The organism is Aquirufa sp. ROCK-SH2, assembly GCF_054558315.1.
In genome coordinates, this window is the sequence record NZ_JBPXKB010000005.1 from 36,580 (window position 1) to 57,418 (window position 20,839).

Here is a 20,839-nt window from a genome sequence, read left to right on the forward strand (position 1 = left end):
TATTCAGAATAATTTTGAATCTTTTATAATACTATTAATAATGGCACTTAGAACATTCTAAACCACCGATGTTTTGAACTTTTAATGGAGTTTTGCTATCCTTATTGTGGATTTCAACCAATTTGTCGTAATACGCATTACCTTTTGAGTTAACATCTGTTTCACGGTGACAATCGATACACCATCCCATCGTTAAAGTAGAACGTTGCTCTACAACTTCCATTTTCTCAATATCACCATGACAATTCTTACATTCTAAACCTCCAACATTTGTATGTTGAGAGTGATTAAAATAAGCTAAGTCGGGTAAATTATGAACACGAACCCATTGAATTGGCTCGTTTTTTTCTAAAGCTGAATAGATTTTTTGAATCTCTGGTGATTCTCTTTTGATGGCATTGTGGCAATTCATACAAATATTTGCCGAAGGCACGTTAGCACCTTTTCCATCGTAAACTCCTGTGTGGCAGTAGTTACAGTTGATTTGATATTGTCCTGCGTGTAATTTGTGAGAAAACTTAATCGGTTGCTCTGGCGCGTATCCTTGGTGAATACCTACTCCGTAAGCAGAATCGATGGTTGCTTTACCACCTAATAACAATACTAAAACAATAACACCCGTTTTAACAGATGAATTTGCTGCTAATTGCTTCGCATTTTCTGCTAATTTCTGAAAAAATGGAGTTTCAGCATCTGCATTTGCTGTAGATAACTTACTTAATGAATTAACGATAGATAATAAAGCGATTAACACCAATACCATAATTGCTAAAAGGGCAACTAATAATACTTCCATGATGCCTCCTGAACTCTGTGCTGGCGCTGCTGCTGCACCTTCTGCTGGCGCTGCACCGGCAGCCGCTGCTGCTGGAGCTGCATTGGATGCATCAATATAAGCGATAATTCCTTTGATTTGAGCTTCAGAGAAGTTCGGATAAGGAGTCATTGCCGCTTTATTGAATTTGTTATACAAGTCGTTTGCATATTTATCACCTGAGGCGATAACTGCTTGTGGATTGTGTACCCATTTCACGATCCATTCAATTGGACGACGCTCACCAACACCTTTAAGACCAGGCCCTACAAGGGTTTCGTCTGTTGTAGAGTGACAAGCCGCACAGTTGTTTTTAAATAAAGATTCTCCTTCTGCAGCATCTTGGGCTAATGTTGAATTTGATAATGCAAACGTCAACACGAAAGAAAATAAAAGGGTAACGAGACTTATTTTTTTGCAAAACATAATATTAGAATTCTCATTTTAATTCAGTGCGCAAAACTACAATCCGATTTTTTAGGAAACAATTAATTTCGCATTGATTTTCAGGTTTTTTTAAGAAGTGGGCACTTATTTAGAATTTTTCAAAATAAGAGATTCTTGATTTTGTATTTTTTCAATACATTTTTGGATAATAGGATTTTAGAAGAGAGAAAAGCGAAGAGAGGAAAGAGAAAAGAAGAAATTCCCAATTACTATCCAAATAATTTTACATTCTTAATTCTACATTTCTCTTTCCTCTCTTCTCTTTTCTCTTTTCTTTTTTTTAAAACATTAAGGCATTAAGAATGATTAAGACTATTTCCTTTAATTCTTTTCTCTTTCCTCTTTTCTCTTTCCTCTTTTCTCTCTTCTTTTTTTTTAAACATTAAGGCATTAAGAATGATTAAGACTGTTTTCCTCAATTCTTTTCTCTTTCCTCTCTTCGCTTTCCTCTCTTCCCTAATCGTGAAACAAAAAAAACCTTCCAAAATTCATTGGAAGGTTTTAGGGAGGCTTCGAGCGGATTCGAACCGCTGTACAAGGTTTTGCAGACCTCTGCCTAGCCACTCGGCCACAAAGCCCATTAATCGGGACACAAAATTAGTCTTTTTTTAATAATTGAACAAATGATTTTGGAAAATATTGTGCTTAAAGTAAATATACTCTTTAATAAATCTTCTCTTTTTGTCACTCTTTTTTAACCAATTTTCTCTTTTCTCTCTTCTCTCTTCTCTCTTCTCTCTTCTACGTCGTCAACGTAAATACCGAAATTTCAGGAGGCATTCCCACTCTACCTGGATATCCTAAATATCCAAATCCTCTGTTGACATACAATTGCTGATTTCCTTCTTTGTATAAACCCGCCCATTGTTTGTAAATATATTGAGCAGGAGACCATCTGAATCCTCCAATGCTTACACCAAACTGTGAGCCATGTGTATGACCTGCAAAAGCTACGTCTATATCTTGGTATTTCTTTGTCACCTCGGCATTCCAGTGAGTCGGGTCGTGCGAAAGCAATAATTTCGTACTTGCCTCCTCGGTTCCTTTGTAAGCTTTTTCTAAATTGCCATACCAAGGGAATCGACCAATACCAATGTTTTGAACTCCAATCAATGCTAATTTTTCTCCCGACTCTTCAAGGATTTTATTTTCATCCATCATTAAATTCCAGCCCATTAATTCATGTGCTTTCATTAAATTTTTCAGATTTTCTTTCTTTGCAGCTGGGCTACTCCATCTTACATAATCGCCATAATCATGATTTCCTAAAGTGCTATAAACCCCTAAAGGAGCCTTGATCTTGGAAAACATGTTGAAATAATCTTCGACTTCTTTCGCTTCGTTATTGACTAAATCTCCTGTAAAAAATACCAAATCAGCTTTTTCTCGCATCATCATATCAACCCCACCTTGCACAGCTGTTTTGTTGAAAAAACTCCCAGAATGGATGTCTGAAACTTGCGCTATGCGTAAGCCGTTGAAAGCTTTCGGTAAATTGGGAATTTTTAATTTGACATTTTCTATACGGTAATCATGGGCTCCAGAAATAATTCCAAAGGTAAATGTGGCTGCAGGTATGGTACCTACTGCTAAGGCTGTTTTGGCAATAAATTCGCTTCTGGAAATATTGTTTATGCCATTTTCAGATGGTTGAATCGCATTTTTTGTTTGTTGAAATCCCCAACGCAAGAGACGGGTTAAATCTTCAATCAATAAAAACAAAATGATGAAAATTTTAGAAAATACGGAAATCATGATAAACGCCATGAAGGTAATCCTCAACTCGTTTTTCCAAAAATGTAAGGGTAAAAAATTGTAAGCAAATATTCCCAAAAACACCAGCGCCGTGAATCCCCAATACACAAATTTGACAATGTTTTGAGTCTCATTGGAGGTATTATTGAAGGCTAATTTGATGGCTTGCCAAACATAGGTGTCAATTCCTAAAAGGAAAAGCGACATCAATGGTATGAATATCAATTTGTTCATGTTTTCGATTCAATATTTACTAATTTTATCAGAACTTAATATGTTGTGATTTATGATGTAAGATGTATGTTTTTTTTAACATAAATTTTACTAACAAATAATTGTTTAAAATTGTTCCCAAATTATTTAATATGCAAATTTCTATTTTTGGTGGTGGTTGGGTAGGAAATCCTTTAGCGAAAAATTTGGCACGATTAGGTCATACTGTGAATGTATCTAAATCTTCTTTTCGAACATTAGAAACGAATGAAAATCTGAGCGAGCTAGATTGGAAAGCAGAAATAAATCAATTACCGGAATATTGGGAACCGATGTGCGATTCAGAGGTGCATATTTGGACCATTCCACCCCGAAGGAAAGTGAATTCGGAGGAATTTTATTTGGGTGTGATTCGTGATTGGATTCAACAGATAAATCCCAATAAGGTCAAAAAAATCATTTTTTTATCTTCCACTTCTGTTTATCAAAACAACAATTCTTGGGTATATGAAGAGTCTGAGGTGGATGAAACTTCTTTGATGCTTCAGGCAGAGAAAATCATTGCATCAGCACCATGTAATTCCATTATTTTTCGCTGGGGTGGCTTGATGGGTGAAGAGCGTTATGTGGCCAAATATTTTTCTGGGAAAATCATGGATGGTGGGGAGTGTCCTGTTAATTATGTGCATCAAAAAGATGTATTGGCCATTTTGGAAAGAACTGTAGTCGATCTTGATTCAGGAATTTATAATGTAGTTGCTCCCGAACATCCCTCTAAAAAGGAAGTGGGTGATGCGGATTGCGAGAGAAGAAATATGCCAAAAGCCATATGGAATCCAGGAGTTTGCTCTTCCTTTAAACTTGTTTCATCGGAAAAGTTGATGCAAGCATTAGGGTATTCATTTTTAGAACCTAATCCAATCAATTTTTAATACAAATAGATTTTTTCTTTTTTAAACATTAAGCCGTTAAGAGTCATTAAGACTGTTTTTCTCAATTCTTAATTTCTCTCTTCTCTTTCCTCTTTTCTCTCTTCCTAACTTATTTCCTTTTAATGCGATTAATAAGGTTCTTGTAAACTTCCTGCATTTCATCACTTTTGATCATATCTAAATGATCGAAGGTCTGACGGGTATTAGGGAGTTGAGAGATTTCAGCATCTTTTTCAGCATGTTGTCCAGAGAAATAAGCTTGAATTTGATGGCTGACTAAGGGTTGAATCAAGGTAGCATCTAACTCAATTTCATTCAATAATTCTCTGGCTTGGTTCAATAATTGACGAGTGAAAATTCCAGCCATTAGGCTCGCCAGATGAATTCTCTTTCTTTCTTCGGAATTCACTAAATACAAAAGATCAGTGATGTCTTTGGCCAATTGAATTAAAATTCCTTGCGTTTCTTCCGAATAGCTTTCTATGCAAATTGGCATTTTCGTCAAATTGATTTTTTTTGCTTTTTGAAAAAATTGCAAAGGGTAAAATACCCCTATTTGATTCGTGCTTTCTCGATTGGGATCATATAAAGTAGCCGCTTCTGTTAAAGGGAAACTCGTTGAAACAAGTATTAAAGTGGCATATTTGGGAAGCAATAGTTCGGGCAAAACCAGTGCATAGGCAGTTTCAGGAATACAAACAAAGAAAACCGTCGCATTAGACTCCGAGAAATCTAAATGTTCTTGGACCTGAGCATTGTACAGGAGGGAAACCAAATCTTTGGCTTTGGCAGGATTTCTGCTAAAAACTTCTTGAACACTATTGCCTGCATTTTCCAAGGCTGGGGCTAAATTCCACGCGACATTTCCAGCACCGATAAACGAAATTTTCATTATTGTATGATTTGTTCCTTTTTAGATCCAACAAATGGGAGCCATTGTTGATCCAAAATTCCTGAAAAATTCCGCAAAAACATAATAAAAGATGGTTTATATGGTTGGCGCAATAATTGCATGCCCGCTTCTTCAGGAGTAAAATGACCTTTTTTTGAATTACAATATTTACAAGCTGTAATTAAATTGTCCCAGGTTGTCCGTCCTTGCCTTGATTTTGGAATCACATGGTCCAAAGTTAAATGCTCTTTTGAACCACAATATTGACAAGTATTTTCGTCCCTTTTGAAGATGTTTTGCCTTGTAAGCATTACCCCTTTGTATGGGAAATATACATATTTATACAATCGAATTACGGAAGGATAAGGGAATGTTTGTGAGATGGAATGTAGTTTTTCTGTGCTGCACTCGGCTACTAACTCTGCTTTATTCAAATAAACCAATAAAAAAGCCTTGGGGCTTGAACATATTGTTAACGCCGAATAATCTTGATTTAATACTAAAACTTTCCGACTCATTGGCAAAAGAATTTAAGGAATAAATACTTAATCAAACCATCTGTTTTTAAAGTTACGAAAAATAAGTATTTGATAGATAGGTAATTGGCTAAAATTTAAAGCGAAATGATTCAGGAAGAATCGTCCTTTTTTACGGCCAAATTGGCGATTAACCATTGACAATTTATTAGCTTTGTAAAATAAATACCCTTGTATGTCTTCCATTTTAGAAAAAATCAAACAATTGGCCATTCAGAATTCCAAGGAAACGATTGCCAATCGTCAGCATATACATCAAAATCCAGAATTATCTTTTCATGAATTTCAAACCCAGGCATTCATTGAAGCTCTATTGACTTCTTATGGGATAAAATCTGAAAAAATAGCTAATACAGGGCTGATTGCATTGATTGAAGGTAAAAATCCTCAAAAAAAGGTGGTTGCTTTGCGTGCTGATATAGATGCCTTGCCCATTTTAGAAACCAATGATTTGCCTTATAAGTCCCAAAATCCGGGTGTGATGCATGCTTGTGGTCATGATGTTCACGCTTCATCTTTGTTGGGAACAGCCAAAATATTACAGAGCTTAAAAGGAGATTTTGAGGGTACTGTGAAACTTTTATTTCAGCCAGCGGAAGAAAAAGCCCCAGGTGGTGCAAGCATCATGATTGAAGAAGGTGCCTTGGAAAATCCTCGTCCCAATGGAATTTTAGGCCAGCATGTTGCTACGAATATTCCCGTGGGTAAAATTGGTTTTAGAGAAGGAATGTATATGGCGAGTGCTGATGAATTGTATTTGACAGTCAATGGCTTGGGTGGTCATGGTGCCATGCCAGACAATTGCATAGATCCTGTGGTAATTGCTTCTCATATTATCGTAGCAATGCAGCAAATAATTTCAAGAAATAAAAATCCCAAATTACCTTCTGTTTTAACTTTTGGTAAATTTATTGCGAACGGTGCAACGAACGTAATTCCAGATGAGGTTAAAATTGAAGGGACTTTCCGTGCGATGGATGAAACATGGAGAGCCGAAGGTTTGGCTAAAATGAAAAAATTGGCAGAAGGAATAGCAGAAGCGATGGGGGGATCTTGCGAATTTACGGTGTTAAAAGGGTATCCATTTTTGCAAAATAATCCTGAATTAACCAGAAGGATGAAATCAGCAGCGATTGAATACATGGGTGAAGAAAATGTCATTGATTTGGATATTTGGATGGCCGCGGAAGATTTTGCGTTCTATACGCACCATGTAGATGCTTGTTTTTATCGCTTAGGAGTGCGCAATGAAGAGCGAGGGATTGTTAATGGAGTGCATACCCCCAATTTTAATATAGATGAGCAAGCTTTGGAACATGGCCCAGGATTAATGGCGTGGTTAGCCATTCAAGAATTGAGTCAAATTTAATTCCAAAATATTCTTTTAATTTTTTAGATTCAAAATGAATAAATTATTTCTTTTCTTCGGTGTGATTTTTTTGATGACATCTTGTCAAAAGGAAAGTAATCCTGCTAATTTATTAATCACCTCCACGGTGGTATCTTATTCTGATATCCGAAGTAAAAAATGGCATTTGACAGAATTGAATGCAAAATCCATTGATGGAGATGCTAATTCCTATTATATTAAATTTGATGCGAAGGAGGATCTGTTTAGTGCTAAAGCGGGTTGTAATACGTTGTTTGGGTCATTTCAATTGGGTGAAAATACCAAAATTGTATTTTCAAATGTAGGCGCGACAAAAATGTATTGTGTCAATATGGAAGTAGAAAATCAATTTATCCAATTATTGGAAAAAACCGCCCAAATTAAATTGAATGAAAATATATTGATTTTCTCCTCCAACAGCTCCCAAGCATTGGCTAGTTTTCGGTTGGAGGAAAATTGATGAGGTAATTAGGTAATAGGTAATAGGTAATAGGTAATATGTTTTCTCTCTTCTCTTTTCTCTTTTCTCTCTTCTTTTACATCTTCCCCATCCCCATCACTACTTCTTTTTTTGCGAAACCCAACATAATTACTTGTTTTTTGGGGTTTATGAAAAAGTAAAATAGACTGTCGCCTTGGGTGTTTTTTTGAATGCTTGCTGGGATTTCCTGGTTTTGGTTAAAGCTATAGTCAATGGCATCCAAGGTTTCTTTGATTTTTGGGTCTTTTGCTTTGATGATTAATTCTTTCGCTGTACCATTTACAATGCTGATATGATATTTTTGGGCAATTTGGGCACTAGAATCCATGGATCTCTCTAATTTACCTTGAATGATTTGTCCCAATCGTTCTGTTTCTAAGACAATATCTTGGGGTAAAATTCGCTTCACTTCTCTTGCTCTCATTTCTTTGACAGCCGCTGTGGTGTCTATTCTTTTAGAAAAATCGCAAGAATGGATGCTGATTGAAAATAGGAATAATAGTAAGATGGTCTTTTTCATAAAATGGGATTTCTACAAAGGTAATCGAGTAGAGCAGAAAGGTCAATGAATTTAATTGTTATCTTTGCAAAGTTTTTTAAATATTAAATAGATTATGCTGGAGCAGTTAGAGGCCATCCGTGAAAGATTTTTAGAAGTAGAGCAACAAATTGCTATGCCGGAAGTTGTTTCCGATTTAAAGAAATTCAAGACCTTAAGTAAAGAATACAAGGATTTGCAAAAGATTGTAGATCAATATATCACCTATCAAAATGTCATTCGTTCGATTGAAGAGGCGAAAGAAGTTATTGCGACAGAGAAGGATGAGGATTTTCGTGATATGGCGAAGGCGGAATTAGAAGAATTGTTGCCTCAACAAAAGGAATTAGAAGATTTATTGAAAGAAATGTTAATTCCCAAAGATCCGAATGATTCCAAAGATTGTATTTTGGAGGTTCGTGGTGGAACAGGGGGAGATGAGGCATCTATTTTTGCGGGCGACTTGTTTAGAATGTACCAAAGATATGCTGAAAAGATGGGCTGGACATTCCAAATCATGGATTTTACGGAAGGTTCCGCTGGCGGATTTAAAGAAATCATTGCCTCTGTTCAAGGAGAAGATGTATATGCTAAATTGAAGTTTGAATCTGGTGTACACCGTGTTCAACGAGTTCCTGCAACAGAATCTCAGGGACGTATTCATACTTCTGCCGCTTCTGTGGCGGTTTTGCCAGAAGCAGATGAAGTGGATGTGCAAATCAATATGAATGACATCCGAAAAGATACTTTTTGTTCTTCAGGCGCTGGTGGGCAGTCGGTAAATACCACCTATTCGGCGGTTCGTGTGACACACATTCCTACTGGATTGGTTGTTCAATGCCAGGATGAGCGTTCGCAAATCAAGAACTTTGATAAGGCTATGACTGTCTTGCGTTCCAGATTATATGAAATAGAATTGGCAAAAAGAAATGCTGAAATTGCTGGAAATAGAAAGTCGATGGTCGGTTCAGGCGACCGTTCTGATAAAATACGTACCTATAATTATCCTCAAGGCCGCGTAACGGATCACCGTATAGGTCTTACGGTCTATAACTTGCCTGTCGTAATGGATGGTGAAATTGGTGAATTCATTGAGCAATTGAGAATTGCTGAAAATGCAGAAAGATTAACGGAAGGAGCGAGTTGAGAGGTAATAGGTAAAAGGTAATAGGTAAGAGGTAAAAGTTTTGATTTATAAGACCGATGGCTGAGGAGTTGAAGTTATTAGTTATTAGTTATTAGTTATTAGTTATTAGTATTTAATCCTATTACCTATTACCTATTACCTTTTGCCTATTACCTTTTACCTCTTTCAGGCTTTCTCCAATTTAAACTCAAAACTGGTTCCTTTATTGATTTTCGATTGAACGGAGATTTTACTTCCGTGGGCTTGTACGATATGTTTTACGATGGATAGTCCAAGTCCGGAGCCTCCACTTTGTTTCGCTCGACTTTTATCTACTCGATAAAATCTTTCGAATAATCGAGGTAAATGTTCTTCTGGAATACCTGGACCATTGTCTTTTACCGCGATAGCAATCATTTTTTTTCTTTCTTCTATTTCCACAGCCACAATTCCGGGACTATTGCCGTATTTGATTCCGTTGACAATTAAATTGGTTAATACTTGTGAAATTCTTTGATAATCAGCTCTTACCATGATTGGGCCATCTACTGCTTTAATGGCAAGTGTGACTTTTCTGCTTTTCGCTTTGTATTCAAGTTGTTCAAATATTTCTGCAATGACCGTTTTGATATTGATGGTCTTTTTTTCAATTTTTACAGCGCCTGTTTCGATTTGGGAAACCGTTAATAAATCTTTGACAAGCACATCCAAGCCGTCTAAACTTTTAGCAGCCTTTTCTAAGAATTTGATTCGAATTTCCTCTTCTTCTTCAGGATTGTCCAAAAGCGTATGAACAAAACCTTGAGCAGCAAAAATGGGCGTTTTTAATTCATGAGACACATCTGCTAAAAATTCTTGTCGGTATTTGGCCGCTTTTTTTAATTCTTTTACTTCATCTTCTTTGCTACTTACATAGGTGTCCAATTCTCTTCTTAACAATTCAATCGGATTTTGTTTAGCAAGTAATTGTTTACGAGGTATTACCTCAAAGTTTTTTTGTTTGATTTGTTTAATGCTGTCATAGAGCTGGTTAACCTCTTGAAAAACGAGGTAGTCTAATGCAAAAAAGATCAAAATACTACCGAAGATAAAGCAGCTGATAAAGCTGACAAACAAAGTGAAAGCATCTGATTGAGGTAAAAACGAAATAAAGGCTGTAGCCACACTGGCAATGAAAAAAGCTAATATAACCGATAGGTATCTTGGACTTAGCATAGCAAATTGTTAAAATCGATGGGGCATTGTTGCGATCGTTTTTACAAAATTAATCTAAAATCCTATTTTACCACATTTTTTGTACCTTTGCGCTTTGAAAATAATGTATGGATTTAAATTTATTAACAGCCATTACTCCGGTAGATGGTAGATATCGTCGTCAGACTCAATCGTTAGCTCCTTATTTTTCTGAATTTGGATTAATTCAATATCGTGTCAGAGTTGAAATTGAGTATTTTATCGCGCTTTGTGAAATTCCTTTAGCCCCATTGGCATCTTTTCCATCAGCTGCGATTCCTACTTTGAGAAAAATGTATTTGGATTTTTCTGAGTCAGATGCCCTATGGATCAAAGAAACTGAAAAAGTGACCAATCACGATGTGAAGGCTGTGGAATATTTTATCAAAGATAGAATGATGGCTATGTCTGCTCAATATGGCGACTTGACTCCCTATTTAGAATTCATACATTTTGGATTAACTTCTCAAGATATAAATAATACTGCTATTCCATTATCGATGGCTGAAGCTCATCAAGCCTTGATTTTACCTGCTTATCAATCGGTGGTAGAAGTTCTGGCTGGATATGCAGAAGAATGGAAACACATTCCTTTATTGGCTCACACACATGGTCAACCAGCTTCTCCAACTCGTTTAGGGAAAGAAGTGATGGTGTTTGTGGAAAGAATGAATCGCCAATTAGATTTGTTAGCGCAAGTTCCTTTTACGGGAAAATTTGGTGGAGCAACTGGTAATTTTAACGCACATCACGTTTCATTTCCTGAAATCAATTGGCCGGCTTTTGCAGGAAAATTACATGCAGATTTAGGTATTACTCGAAGTAAATACACGACACAAATTGAGCACTACGATAATATTGCTGCTTATTTTGATGGTTTAAAGCGATTAAATACCATTTTAATCGATTTGTCCAGAGATATTTGGGCTTATATCTCAATGGGTTATTTCAAGCAAAAAATCAAAGCTGGAGAAATTGGATCCTCCGCTATGCCTCACAAGGTTAATCCTATTGATTTTGAAAATGCAGAAGGGAACCTGGCCATCGCAAATGCATTGTGTGAATTTTTATCTGCTAAATTGCCTATTTCTAGGTTACAAAGAGATTTAACGGATTCTACTGTATTGAGAAACATTGGAAGTCCTTTGGCACATATTTTAATTTCCTTGAATTCACTTCAAAGAGGATTGGGGAAATTGGAATTAAATGAAAAGAAAATCCAACAGGATTTAGAAGATAATTGGGTAGTTATAGCTGAGGCTATTCAAACTGTTTTAAGAAGAGAGGCTTTCCCAAAACCTTATGAGGCTTTGAAAGACTTGACACGTCATAATGGTAAAATCGACCAAGCGGTATTCCAAAATTTTATCCAAGGTTTGAATGTTTCTGATGATATCAAAAAGGAATTAATGTTGATTAGTCCTTTCAATTTTGTCGGTAGAGACGAAAATTAATATGAACCAACAGTTTTTTCAAATGGCTTTGGTTGTAGCAGACTATGATGAAGCCATCGATTTCTATATCCAAAAATTGGGATTTGAATTAATCGAAGATACGGAGTTAAGTCCTAGCAAGCGTTGGGTGGTTGTTCAACCTAAAGGCAATGGCGGAGCTCAATTGTTACTGGCAAAAGCAAGTGGCGAAGAACAAGTGTCGAGAATTGGAAATCAAACCGGTGGCCGAGTTTTTTTGTTTTTGCATACAGATAATCTAGATCGTGATTATCAAAATCTGGTAAAACATGCAGTTCAAATTATCCGTGAGCCAAGTGTAGAGGAGTTTGGAAAAGTATTGGTTTTTGCGGATTTATATGGGAATTTATGGGATTTGATAGAGCGGGATGTGAGGTAAGAGGTAAAAGGTAAGAGGTAATAGGTAATAGGATTCTCTCTTCTCTCTTCTCTCTTCTCAAAATGCAACATTTGCCTCCCAAGCAATGATAGCGGCTTTTCTTTTTAGGCCCCAACGGTAACCACCTAATTTTCCACTGGATTGTATCACTCGATGGCAGGGTATTAAAAATGCGATAGGATTTGAGCCAATGGCTGTTCCTACAGCCCTTGCTGCTTTCTCTTGCTGAATCTGATTTGCAATTTTGCCATAGTGGCTTAATTTTCCCATTGGAATTTCTAAAAGAGCGTTCCAAACTTTCCATTGAAATTCACTTGCTTTTAAATGCAGTTGAATAGGCTCTTCCAAATCATTTTTTCCATCAAAAAATCGTTGGACATTTTCTTGATATTTGTCTTTTCCTGGACGTATCTCTGCTTTTGGGAATTGATTTTTTAATGATTCGGTGGGCGATTCTGTTTCCTCCAAGTAGGCCAAATAGCAAATGCCCTTGAGGGTCGATGCTACGATGAGGGGGCCAAATTGACTGTCAATTGTACTAAAAAGGATAGATAATTGTGGAATTTCTTCCACATTCATTTGCTGAATGCTTAAAAAAGTAAGCGGATTTTTAATGGAATAATTGAAAAACATCGGATTAGTAAAAAAATACCCAAGGTGTTAGCCTTGGGTATAAAGGTAAAAGGAAATCGATGATATTATCTACAAAGTACCACCAGATGCATTTAATAAGGCATTGGCTGTCCCACTAGGTACATTTGAGATTTGGTTTGAACTTGCACTCGATTTAATCAAGCTTTGAACATCTGCTGGAGCCAAGGTTGGATTAACCGATAACAATTGTGCTGCAACACCCGTTACGTGTGGGGTAGCCATGGACGTTCCAGAAATTGTTTTTGTTGCTGTTTTACTTGTATTCCAATCTGAAGTGATATTGGTTCCAGGCGCTATAATATCCACGATAGAACCATAATTAGAATAATAAGCAAAGTTATCATACACGTCTGATGCAGCCACCGTGATAGCTTCTGTTACTCTAGCAGGTGATGCGGTTGAGGCATCTGCTCCAGAATTACCTGCCGCGATGCAATACACAACGCCATCGGCAATTGAATTTCTAACTGCTGCATCCAAAGATGCGGAAACTCCACCACCTAGAGACATATTTGCAACCGCTGGGCCAGGAGTATGATTGTTCGTTACCCAATCAATACCAGCAATTACACCAGAAATAGTTCCTGATCCATTATTGTTTAATACACGAACTGCCACAAGCGTTACTCCTTTGGCAATTCCATATGTCGTTCCACCAACAGTTCCAGCTACGTGAGTCCCATGACCATTGCCATCTTTGAACGTTTTGTCTATGACATCAATTCCTTTCACCACACGACCTGTAAAATCAACGTGGTCCAATTTTATTCCAGTATCGATGATGTAAGCTTTTACACCTGATCCTGTGGATGTATAATTGTAGGTGTTATTCAATGGAAGAGAAGTTTGGTCCACTCTATCTAGTCCCCAAGAGGGTGTAGGTGACTGAGTTCCAACAGCAAATACTTCCATATCTTGCTCAACATAAGCCACTTTTGGATTTTTTTTGATTCCTTCAATAGCTTTTGAATTCAAATTAGAAACCGCAAATCCTTTTAATGCATACTTGTAAATTTGATCAACATTTCCTCCAAATGCTTTGTTGATTTTGGAAGTTTCACCATCTACATCTAGCGTAGATGATTCTTTAAATACAATAATGTAAGAGCCGAAAATTGGCTTTGGAGCAGCTGGGGGCACTAAATTTGTTTGAATATTTGAAATTTGATTGGTTGATTTTTCGATGGAGGAATCAACTTTTGTAATGTTTTCTAATTCATTAGAACATGAATTTAATATCAGAATAGATGATAATATTCCAATACTTAGGATAATTTTTTTCATAGAACATAAGTTGTTTGACGGGCAATTTACTAAATAAAATTTTGAATGGGCAACAATTATTAGAAGAATTTTACTATTTTATTTTTGATTTTATCTCAAAAAATATACATTTGCATCAAAATAATATAAAAATGAACAAAGCAACATACAACAAAAACTGGTGGCAAGGGTAATACTCCCTGAACAGTTTTGCTGTGTGTGTACATGATATGTTTTACTCAAGGCTTGCTGTTCCCAGTAAGCCTTTTTATTTATTTTGATTATTCTGAAGCATGTCAACTAATACGATATATAATATTCAAACCGCCCGAAAGCGTTCACTGGCAGATACATTGACGCCTATCGGTATATTTTTGAAAATTCGAAAGAATTTTAAAAATTCGGTAATTCTGGAAAGTGCTGATTATCACGGCAAAGAGCATGGTTTTTCTCACATAGCCTTTGATCCGATTGCAAGCTTTGTGTTAAATGACCAGGTTGTCACGCAATCTTTTCCCGATGGCCATACAGAGTCTTTTCGTTTAGAAAATCCCAAAGCGGCAGTATCTGCATTGAAATCTTTTGCTGATCGTTTTCATTTTATTGCTGAACCGGGCGATTCACCTATGGCGAATGGCTTATTTGGGCACATCTCTTATGATGCTGTCAGCTATTTTGAAGATATTCAAATTCAGCCTAAAAATGCAGAAACCGAAATCCCTTCGATTCGTTATTTTGTGTATAGTTATGTGATTGCTATCAATCATTTTAACAATCAAATGACGGCCTATGCGCATAGTTACGATGGGCAAGCGCCTAATTTGGAAACGGTCGACTATCTATTAGAAATGCCTCATTATACCTTGGAAGCTTTTCAAACCGTAGGACAAGAAGAAACTAATTTGACAGAAGAACAAACTCGAGAAATCGTGCAAACCTGTATCAAACATTGTTTGAGAGGGGATGTGTTTCAAATTGTGCCTTCCCGTCGATTTAGTCAAAAATACCAAGGAGATGATTTTCAGGTATATCGTTCTTTGAGATCCATCAATCCTTCTCCCTATTTATTCTATTTTGATTATGAGAATTACCATATTTTTGGTGCTTCTCCAGAAAAGCAAATCAAAATAGAAGGCGATTTGGCAGAAATTCATCCCATTGCTGGAACTTTCCGCCGTTCGGGGGATGATGAAAGGGATGCGGAATTGGCAAAAGCATTGATAGAAGACCCTAAGGAATCTGCTGAACATGTTATGCTGGTTGATCTCGCAAGAAATGATTTGAGCAGAAGTGCAACCAATGTGAAGGTAGAAACGTTTAAAGAAGTACAGTTCTTTTCACATGTGATTCACCTAGTTTCCAAAGTAACAGGAACTTTACAAAAAGGAATAAATCCCTTGCAAATGGTGGCGGATACGTTTCCAGCGGGCACTTTAAGTGGCGCACCCAAGCACAATGCGATGACGATAATTAATCGCTTGGAACCTACCAATCGACATATTTATGGCGGTGCGATTGGTTTCATGGATTTTAAAGGAAATTTCAATCATGCCATAGCGATTCGTACTTTTTTAAGCAAAGGGAATACTTTGTTTTTTCAGGCAGGAATGGGCGTTGTTGCCAAATCGGTGGTGGAAAGTGAAATGCAAGAAATACATAATAAATTAGCCGCATTGCGTAAAGCTTTGGAGGTTGCTCAAACATTAGATTAAGGAAAGATGAAAGTATTAGTGATTGATAATTACGATTCCTTTGTATACAACTTGGTCTATTTATTGAAAGAGATCGGGGCAGAGGTGGATGTAAGAAGAAACGATAAAATAAATTTGGAAGAAGTAAAGGTATATGACCATATCTTACTTTCTCCAGGTCCAGGCATTCCTTCTGAAGCAGGAATTATGTTGGATCTTTTGAAAGAATATGCACCTAGCAAACGAATTTTAGGCGTTTGTTTGGGACATCAGGCCATTGCAGAATCTTTTGGTTCGCAATTGCAAAATATGGGAGAAGTTTTACATGGTGTAACCACAGAATGTGTGGTGACGGATCCTAACGAACGACTTTTTAAAGGCATTCCGAGTAGATTTGAAGTGTGTCGTTACCACTCATGGACCGTTGTTCCAGATACGATGCCTAGCGATTTAAAAATTACCGCTGTGGATGATAAAGGTTTTGTGATGGCGGAGGCACATCAAAAATTTGATGTAAGAGGGGTACAATTTCATCCGGAAGCTTATCTAACCCAACACGGATTACAAATGATTAAAAATTGGATCAATTAACAAATGAAAAATATTTTAGAAAGAAGAGTTTTAGGAGAGTCATTATCAGAAGAAGAATCGAAAAATATCTTGTTGCAAATTGGTCAAGGGGGTTCTAATCCAAGTCAAATTGCAGCATTTTTAAGTTCCTATTGGTATCACCCTATTCAGGTGCGAGAACTGAAAGGTTTTGTGGCAGCCATGCTGGAATTGGCAGTGAATGTTGATTTAGACGAATTTGATGCCATGGATGTTTGCGGAACAGGAGGCGATGGAAAAGATACGTTCAATGTGAGTACTACTTCTGCCTTTGTGGTGGTAGGTGCAGGTCAAAAAATAGCTAAACATGGAAATCATGGCGTTTCTTCTGCCGTGGGTTCATCTACGGTGTTGGAATTTCTAGGTGTTAAATTTAGCAATGACCCTAAATTTTTGAAGCGTAAAATGGAAACAGCAGGAATTTGTTTTTTACATGCTCCTTTGTTTCACCCAGCCATGCGTTATATTGGCCCTATTCGAAAAGAATTGGGAATGAAGACCTTCTTTAATTTATTGGGGCCTTTGTTGAATCCTGCCAAAGTGGTCAAACAATTAACAGGCGTTTATTCAACAGAAGTGTTGGAATTGTTTGACGGTTTTTTCAAAAACAGTGGAAAACAATATGGAATTGTGTTTGGCGAAGATGGATACGATGAAATTTCTTTGACAAGCAATTTTAGATTAGCTACGCAAGAAGGTCTAAAGGTTTATACTCCAGCAGATCTTCATTGCGATTATTGCCAACCTGTTGATTTGTCCGGAGGAAATACCGTGGAACAATCGGCTGATATTATGTACAAAATTTTACAAAGAGAAGGTACGATTCCTCAAACACAAGCTATTTTGGCCAATGCTGGAGCTGCTTTAATGGTAGCAGGGAAAGTGGGAAATATATTGGATGGATATTTGATGGCTCAAGAATCTTTAGAAAGTGGGAGAGCCTTTCAAGTGTTTAAGAAATTTATCATGGATTAATTATGAGTATTTTAGATACGATTATTGCTTCAAAAAAAGAGGAAGTGGCATTAAAAAAATCACAAGTTTCTGTGAAAGAACTTGAGATGCAAGGTTTCTTTGCAAGAAATTGCCATTCTTTATCCCTTTCTTTGACGCAACCTGCTTCAACAGGAATCATTGCGGAATTTAAAAGAAAGTCGCCTTCCAAAGGAATCATCAATGATCAATTATCTGTCAAGGAAGTGACGCAGGCCTATGTTCAAGCTGGTGCAGCTTGTTTGTCGGTTTTAACAGATGAGCCTTTTTTTGGAGGAACGTATCAAGATTTCAATGAAGCGAGATTGGCCAATCCAAATACGCCTATTTTACGAAAGGATTTTATGGTTGACGAATACCAAATCGTAGAAGCAAAATCGATGGGGGCGGATGTAGTGTTGTTGATTGCTGCCTCATTGAGTCCAAAAGAAATCAAAACATTAGGCACTTTAGCACGTTCATTAGGAATGGAAACCTTGTTGGAGGTACACGATGAAGAAGAGTTGACCCGCAGTCTGGGAGATTATATTAGTGTAGTTGGAGTAAACAACAGAAATTTGAAAAACTTTGCCGAGCAAAATGTGGAGGCTTCCAAATTTTTGTCTGATAAAATTCCCGATTCATTTATTAAGATTTCTGAAAGTTGCATTTCGAGCGCAGCGATTATTCATGAATTGAAAGGTTATGGTTATCGTGGATTTTTAATTGGGGAAAGTTTTATGAAAACAAATGCTCCTGGTAAAGCGCTGAGTGATTTTTTAGTCCAATAAAAGATGAAGTGGAAAATTTGCGGCATGCGGGATCGAATCAATTGTGAGCAGGTAGCTGACTTACAACCTGATTATATGGGTTTTATTTTTGTGGAAAAATCGCCCAGGTATGTCGGAGAGAATTTTATCATTCCTTCTTTGCCCCAAAACATCAAAAAAGTAGGGGTTTTTGTGAATGAAAATAAGTACAAGATTTTGGATTTAGCTCAATCTGCTGGTTTTGATCATGTTCAATTACACGGGAATGAGGATTCAGAGGAGATTGATTTTTTACAAAAAAATGGATTAGTGGTCATCAAAGCATTGTCTGTTGCCCAAAATGATGATTTAGCAGAATTGTCGAACTTCAATATTTTACCGAATTATTTTTTATTGGATACCAAAAAAGGAAGCGAAGTAGGAGGGACAGGCCAGCGATTTGATTGGAGTATTTTATCCGAATATAAAGTAGATGTACCGTTTTTTTTGGCGGGCGGTTTAGATGCATCGGGAATTGAGGAGGCCTTGATTTTGGCACAAAAATATCCAATTCATGCCTTGGATTTTAACAGTAAATTGGAGCTGGAACCAGCTTTGAAGGATATTGAAAAAGTGAAAGAAGTAGCAAAAATTTTGAACGATAAAAATTAGATTATGTCTAGCTCAGAAGTTTCGTTTCATGTAGATGAACGTGGATATTATGGTGATTTTGGAGGGGCTTTTATCCCCGAAATGCTATATCCCAATGTGGAAGAATTGCGCGAAAATTATTTGAAAATCATGGAAGATCCGAGTTTTCAAACGGAATTTCATGCTTTACTGCGCGATTATGTGGGTAGACCTACTCCACTTTTTAAAGCCGAGCGTTTATCTGCCAAATATAACACCCAAATTTATCTCAAAAGGGAAGATTTGTGCCATACGGGTGCGCACAAGGTTAATAATACCATTGGTCAAATTTTAGTGGCGAAACGTTTAGGCAAAAATAAAATTGTTGCGGAAACGGGTGCAGGACAACATGGAGTAGCCACGGCAACGGTTTGTGCATTGATGGGATTGGAGTGTATCGTTTACATGGGTGCCATTGATATTGAAAGACAAGCACCCAATGTGGCGCGTATGCGTATGTTGGGTGCTAAGGTTGTTGCGGCTGAATCAGGTTCAAAAACCTTAAAAGATGCCACCAATGAGGCTATGAGGCATTGGATTAATAACCCTGTTGATACCCATTATATCATAGGTTCAGTAGTCGGGCCACATCCTTATCCTGATATGGTGGCCAAATTTCAATCGGTGATTTCTGAAGAAATACGTGTTCAATTGAAAGAGAAAATTGGCAGAGATTATGCGGATTATGTGATTGCTTGTGTGGGTGGTGGATCGAATGCAGCAGGTGCTTTTTATCATTTTTTGGATGAGCCAAGAACGGCTTTGATTGCAGCGGAAGCTGCGGGACAAGGTGTTAGCTCTGGACATTCAGCGGCTACCACATTTTTGGGGAAGCCGGGAGTTCTACATGGTAGTAAAAGTATTTTGATGCAAACAGAAGACGGGCAAGTAGTAGAACCATATTCCATTTCTGCGGGATTGGATTATCCTGGAATTGGGCCATTGCATGCGCATTTGTTCAAAACGGGGAGGGCTCAATTTTTTGATATTACCGATGAAGAGGCGCTTGAATCTGCATTGGAATTAAGTATGCTCGAAGGAATTATACCTGCCTTGGAGTCGGCTCATGCTTTAGCCGTTTTAGCCAAATTAGGGGCTAAAGAAAATCAAGTAGTTGTGATTAATTTATCAGGAAGAGGCGATAAAGATTTAGCAACTTATACTAAAAGATTAAATTTAATTTAAGAGATGAATCGTATTTCGAAAGTATTTGCGGAGGTGAAAGGGCCTATTTTGAACATATATGCCACAGCGGGTTATCCAAATTTTGGAGATACCATGACTGTCATAGAATCTTTGCAAGAAGGCGGTGCCGATATCATTGAAATCGGAATGCCTTACTCTGATCCAGTAGCAGATGGAGAAACCATTCAGCAGTCTAATCAAGTCTCTTTGGACCAAGGAATGACTTTGGTGCATTTGTTTGAACAATTGAAAGATTTGAGAAAAACAGTTTCTACCCCTGTTTTATTGATGGGTTATGTCAATCCCGTTTTGCAATATGGTGTCGAAAAGTTCTGTCAAAAATGCAAAGAGGTTGGAGTAGATGGATTAATCTTGCCTGATTTGCCTTTAGCGGAATATGAATCCGAGTACAAAGCCATTTTCGAAGCAAACGGATTATTTAATATATTTTTGATTACGCCTCAAACGAGTGATGCCCGCATTCGTCAAATAGATTCAATCAGTCAAGGTTTTATCTACATGGTTTCTTCAGCATCCACCACGGGAGCCAAAACAGGCATTAGCGATGAACAGGAAGATTATTTCAAGCGCATCGCTTCTATGCAGTTAAAAAATCCAAGATTGATTGGCTTTGGAATTTCAGATCGAGCTAGTTTTTTAAAGGCATCCGAGGCTTCCTCTGGCGCCATTATTGGTAGCGCTTTTGTAAAGTTATTGTCTCAGTCCAAAAATTTAAAGGCGGATATTATCCAATTTGTTAAGAGTATTAAAGCTTAGTAATGCGAATGACGGGTTGGAAAATTAAATTTCACTTCTTG

21 protein-coding genes and 1 tRNA gene are annotated in these 20,839 nt (G+C 37.2%); 13 read left to right on the forward strand and 9 right to left on the reverse strand.

Annotated elements, in window-relative coordinates:
• Window positions 1-34: 34 nt before the first annotated feature.
• The 3 genes from V7S79_RS10915 to V7S79_RS10925 form a co-directional block, all read right to left on the reverse strand.
• Window positions 35-1,240, reverse strand: coding sequence for a cytochrome c3 family protein (locus V7S79_RS10915; RefSeq protein ID WP_459490622.1), 1,206 nt, complete (start codon window positions 1,238-1,240; stop codon window positions 35-37).
• Window positions 1,241-1,768: 528 nt separating this feature from the next.
• Window positions 1,769-1,839, reverse strand: a tRNA-Cys gene (locus tag V7S79_RS10920).
• Between the two features lie 163 nt (window positions 1,840-2,002).
• The gene (locus V7S79_RS10925) at window positions 2,003-3,250 is read right to left on the reverse strand and encodes a metallophosphoesterase (RefSeq protein ID WP_459490623.1); all 1,248 of its coding nucleotides are present in this window, start codon (window positions 3,248-3,250) and stop codon (window positions 2,003-2,005) included.
• A gap of 131 nt (window positions 3,251-3,381) precedes the next feature.
• Between V7S79_RS10925 and V7S79_RS10930 the strand changes: the two genes are divergently transcribed.
• Window positions 3,382-4,161 carry a Rossmann-fold NAD(P)-binding domain-containing protein gene (locus tag V7S79_RS10930; RefSeq protein WP_459490624.1) on the forward strand — a complete coding sequence of 260 codons (780 nt, stop codon included), beginning with the start codon at window positions 3,382-3,384 and terminating at the stop codon, window positions 4,159-4,161.
• Window positions 4,162-4,270: 109 nt separating this feature from the next.
• Here V7S79_RS10930 and V7S79_RS10935 read toward each other — a convergent pair whose 3' ends face one another.
• Complete coding sequence (locus tag V7S79_RS10935) at window positions 4,271-5,053, reverse strand: DUF2520 domain-containing protein (protein WP_459490625.1); 783 nt, start codon at window positions 5,051-5,053, stop codon at window positions 4,271-4,273.
• Window positions 5,053-5,571: an HNH endonuclease gene (locus V7S79_RS10940; protein WP_459490626.1), complete on the reverse strand. Its 519-nt coding sequence runs from the start codon at window positions 5,569-5,571 to the stop codon at window positions 5,053-5,055. The genes V7S79_RS10935 and V7S79_RS10940 overlap by 1 nt, the downstream gene beginning before the upstream one ends.
• A 193-nt stretch (window positions 5,572-5,764) precedes the next feature.
• Between V7S79_RS10940 and V7S79_RS10945 the strand changes: the two genes are divergently transcribed.
• Both V7S79_RS10945 and V7S79_RS10950 read left to right on the forward strand, forming a co-directional pair.
• Window positions 5,765-6,958, forward strand: coding sequence for a M20 metallopeptidase family protein (locus tag V7S79_RS10945; RefSeq protein WP_459490627.1), 1,194 nt, complete (start codon window positions 5,765-5,767; stop codon window positions 6,956-6,958).
• 34 nt (window positions 6,959-6,992) lie between these two features.
• The gene (locus tag V7S79_RS10950) at window positions 6,993-7,439 is read left to right on the forward strand and encodes an META domain-containing protein (RefSeq protein ID WP_459490628.1); all 447 of its coding nucleotides are present in this window, start codon (window positions 6,993-6,995) and stop codon (window positions 7,437-7,439) included.
• 76 nt (window positions 7,440-7,515) lie between these two features.
• Here the strand turns inward: V7S79_RS10950 and V7S79_RS10955 are convergent, their stop codons facing one another.
• Complete coding sequence (locus V7S79_RS10955) at window positions 7,516-7,980, reverse strand: hypothetical protein (protein ID WP_459490629.1); 465 nt, start codon at window positions 7,978-7,980, stop codon at window positions 7,516-7,518.
• A gap of 94 nt (window positions 7,981-8,074) precedes the next feature.
• Here V7S79_RS10955 and prfA point away from each other — a divergent pair, with 94 nt between their 5' ends.
• Entirely contained in the window at window positions 8,075-9,145 is a 1,071-nt protein-coding gene (gene prfA / locus V7S79_RS10960; RefSeq protein WP_459490630.1) for a peptide chain release factor 1, read from the forward strand.
• Between the two features lie 165 nt (window positions 9,146-9,310).
• Here the strand turns inward: prfA and V7S79_RS10965 are convergent, their stop codons facing one another.
• The gene (locus V7S79_RS10965) at window positions 9,311-10,339 is read right to left on the reverse strand and encodes a sensor histidine kinase (RefSeq protein ID WP_459490631.1); all 1,029 of its coding nucleotides are present in this window, start codon (window positions 10,337-10,339) and stop codon (window positions 9,311-9,313) included.
• A 107-nt stretch (window positions 10,340-10,446) separates the two neighbouring features.
• Here V7S79_RS10965 and purB point away from each other — a divergent pair, with 107 nt between their 5' ends.
• Both purB and V7S79_RS10975 read left to right on the forward strand, forming a co-directional pair.
• Complete coding sequence (gene purB, locus V7S79_RS10970) at window positions 10,447-11,811, forward strand: adenylosuccinate lyase (protein ID WP_459490632.1); 1,365 nt, start codon at window positions 10,447-10,449, stop codon at window positions 11,809-11,811.
• Between the two features lies 1 nt (window position 11,812).
• Window positions 11,813-12,208, forward strand: a complete 396-nt coding sequence (locus tag V7S79_RS10975) for a VOC family protein (RefSeq protein WP_459490633.1) — start codon at window positions 11,813-11,815, stop codon at window positions 12,206-12,208.
• Between the two features lie 57 nt (window positions 12,209-12,265).
• Here the strand turns inward: V7S79_RS10975 and V7S79_RS10980 are convergent, their stop codons facing one another.
• Together V7S79_RS10980 and V7S79_RS10985 are read right to left on the reverse strand one after the other, a co-directional pair.
• Window positions 12,266-12,841, reverse strand: a complete 576-nt coding sequence (locus tag V7S79_RS10980) for a methylated-DNA--[protein]-cysteine S-methyltransferase (protein ID WP_459490634.1) — start codon at window positions 12,839-12,841, stop codon at window positions 12,266-12,268.
• 69 nt (window positions 12,842-12,910) lie between these two features.
• Entirely contained in the window at window positions 12,911-14,146 is a 1,236-nt protein-coding gene (locus tag V7S79_RS10985) for a S8 family peptidase (RefSeq protein WP_459490635.1), read from the reverse strand.
• Between the two features lie 272 nt (window positions 14,147-14,418).
• Between V7S79_RS10985 and V7S79_RS10990 the strand changes: the two genes are divergently transcribed.
• From V7S79_RS10990 to trpA, 7 genes are read left to right on the forward strand one after another with little or no spacing between them, the layout of a single operon-like run.
• Window positions 14,419-15,837 (forward strand): anthranilate synthase component I family protein, encoded by a 1,419-nt coding sequence (locus V7S79_RS10990; protein ID WP_459490636.1) that lies wholly within the window; start codon window positions 14,419-14,421, stop codon window positions 15,835-15,837.
• 6 nt (window positions 15,838-15,843) lie between these two features.
• On the forward strand, window positions 15,844-16,407 hold the full coding sequence (locus tag V7S79_RS10995) for an anthranilate synthase component II (protein WP_459490637.1): 564 nt from the start codon (window positions 15,844-15,846) through the stop codon (window positions 16,405-16,407).
• 3 nt (window positions 16,408-16,410) lie between these two features.
• A complete protein-coding gene (trpD, locus tag V7S79_RS11000; RefSeq protein ID WP_459490638.1) occupies window positions 16,411-17,400 on the forward strand; it encodes an anthranilate phosphoribosyltransferase in 990 nt (329 codons plus the stop codon).
• Between the two features lie 2 nt (window positions 17,401-17,402).
• Window positions 17,403-18,188: an indole-3-glycerol phosphate synthase TrpC gene (gene trpC, locus V7S79_RS11005; protein ID WP_459490639.1), complete on the forward strand. Its 786-nt coding sequence runs from the start codon at window positions 17,403-17,405 to the stop codon at window positions 18,186-18,188.
• A gap of 3 nt (window positions 18,189-18,191) precedes the next feature.
• Window positions 18,192-18,818: a phosphoribosylanthranilate isomerase gene (locus V7S79_RS11010; protein ID WP_459490640.1), complete on the forward strand. Its 627-nt coding sequence runs from the start codon at window positions 18,192-18,194 to the stop codon at window positions 18,816-18,818.
• Between the two features lie 3 nt (window positions 18,819-18,821).
• A complete protein-coding gene (gene trpB / locus V7S79_RS11015; protein WP_459490641.1) occupies window positions 18,822-20,021 on the forward strand; it encodes a tryptophan synthase subunit beta in 1,200 nt (399 codons plus the stop codon).
• Window positions 20,022-20,024: 3 nt separating this feature from the next.
• The gene (gene trpA, locus V7S79_RS11020) at window positions 20,025-20,798 is read left to right on the forward strand and encodes a tryptophan synthase subunit alpha (RefSeq protein WP_459490642.1); all 774 of its coding nucleotides are present in this window, start codon (window positions 20,025-20,027) and stop codon (window positions 20,796-20,798) included.
• Window positions 20,799-20,839: the final 41 nt, after the last annotated feature.

Bases quoted from the DNA above. Each gene is read 5' to 3' on its own strand.
- V7S79_RS10965 (WP_459490631.1), bottom strand. From the start codon at position 10,339: ATGCTAAGTCCAAGATACCTATCGGTTATATTAGCTTTTTTCATTGCC.
- trpB (WP_459490641.1), top strand. From the start codon at position 18,822: ATGTCTAGCTCAGAAGTTTCGTTTCATGTAGATGAACGTGGATATTAT.
- V7S79_RS10980 (WP_459490634.1), bottom strand. From the start codon at position 12,841: ATGTTTTTCAATTATTCCATTAAAAATCCGCTTACTTTTTTAAGCATT.
- V7S79_RS10935 (WP_459490625.1), bottom strand. From the start codon at position 5,053: ATGAAAATTTCGTTTATCGGTGCTGGAAATGTCGCGTGGAATTTAGCC.
- V7S79_RS11010 (WP_459490640.1), top strand. From the start codon at position 18,192: ATGAAGTGGAAAATTTGCGGCATGCGGGATCGAATCAATTGTGAGCAG.
- prfA (WP_459490630.1), top strand. From the start codon at position 8,075: ATGCTGGAGCAGTTAGAGGCCATCCGTGAAAGATTTTTAGAAGTAGAG.
- V7S79_RS10945 (WP_459490627.1), top strand. From the start codon at position 5,765: ATGTCTTCCATTTTAGAAAAAATCAAACAATTGGCCATTCAGAATTCC.
- V7S79_RS10990 (WP_459490636.1), top strand. From the start codon at position 14,419: ATGTCAACTAATACGATATATAATATTCAAACCGCCCGAAAGCGTTCA.
- V7S79_RS10995 (WP_459490637.1), top strand. From the start codon at position 15,844: ATGAAAGTATTAGTGATTGATAATTACGATTCCTTTGTATACAACTTG.
- V7S79_RS10955 (WP_459490629.1), bottom strand. From the start codon at position 7,980: ATGAAAAAGACCATCTTACTATTATTCCTATTTTCAATCAGCATCCAT.
- trpD (WP_459490638.1), top strand. From the start codon at position 16,411: ATGAAAAATATTTTAGAAAGAAGAGTTTTAGGAGAGTCATTATCAGAA.
- trpC (WP_459490639.1), top strand. From the start codon at position 17,403: ATGAGTATTTTAGATACGATTATTGCTTCAAAAAAAGAGGAAGTGGCA.
- V7S79_RS10930 (WP_459490624.1), top strand. From the start codon at position 3,382: ATGCAAATTTCTATTTTTGGTGGTGGTTGGGTAGGAAATCCTTTAGCG.
- purB (WP_459490632.1), top strand. From the start codon at position 10,447: ATGGATTTAAATTTATTAACAGCCATTACTCCGGTAGATGGTAGATAT.
- V7S79_RS10915 (WP_459490622.1), bottom strand. From the start codon at position 1,240: ATGTTTTGCAAAAAAATAAGTCTCGTTACCCTTTTATTTTCTTTCGTG.
- V7S79_RS10975 (WP_459490633.1), top strand. From the start codon at position 11,813: ATGAACCAACAGTTTTTTCAAATGGCTTTGGTTGTAGCAGACTATGAT.
- V7S79_RS10925 (WP_459490623.1), bottom strand. From the start codon at position 3,250: ATGAACAAATTGATATTCATACCATTGATGTCGCTTTTCCTTTTAGGA.
- V7S79_RS10985 (WP_459490635.1), bottom strand. From the start codon at position 14,146: ATGAAAAAAATTATCCTAAGTATTGGAATATTATCATCTATTCTGATA.
- V7S79_RS10940 (WP_459490626.1), bottom strand. From the start codon at position 5,571: ATGAGTCGGAAAGTTTTAGTATTAAATCAAGATTATTCGGCGTTAACA.
- V7S79_RS10950 (WP_459490628.1), top strand. From the start codon at position 6,993: ATGAATAAATTATTTCTTTTCTTCGGTGTGATTTTTTTGATGACATCT.
- trpA (WP_459490642.1), top strand. From the start codon at position 20,025: ATGAATCGTATTTCGAAAGTATTTGCGGAGGTGAAAGGGCCTATTTTG.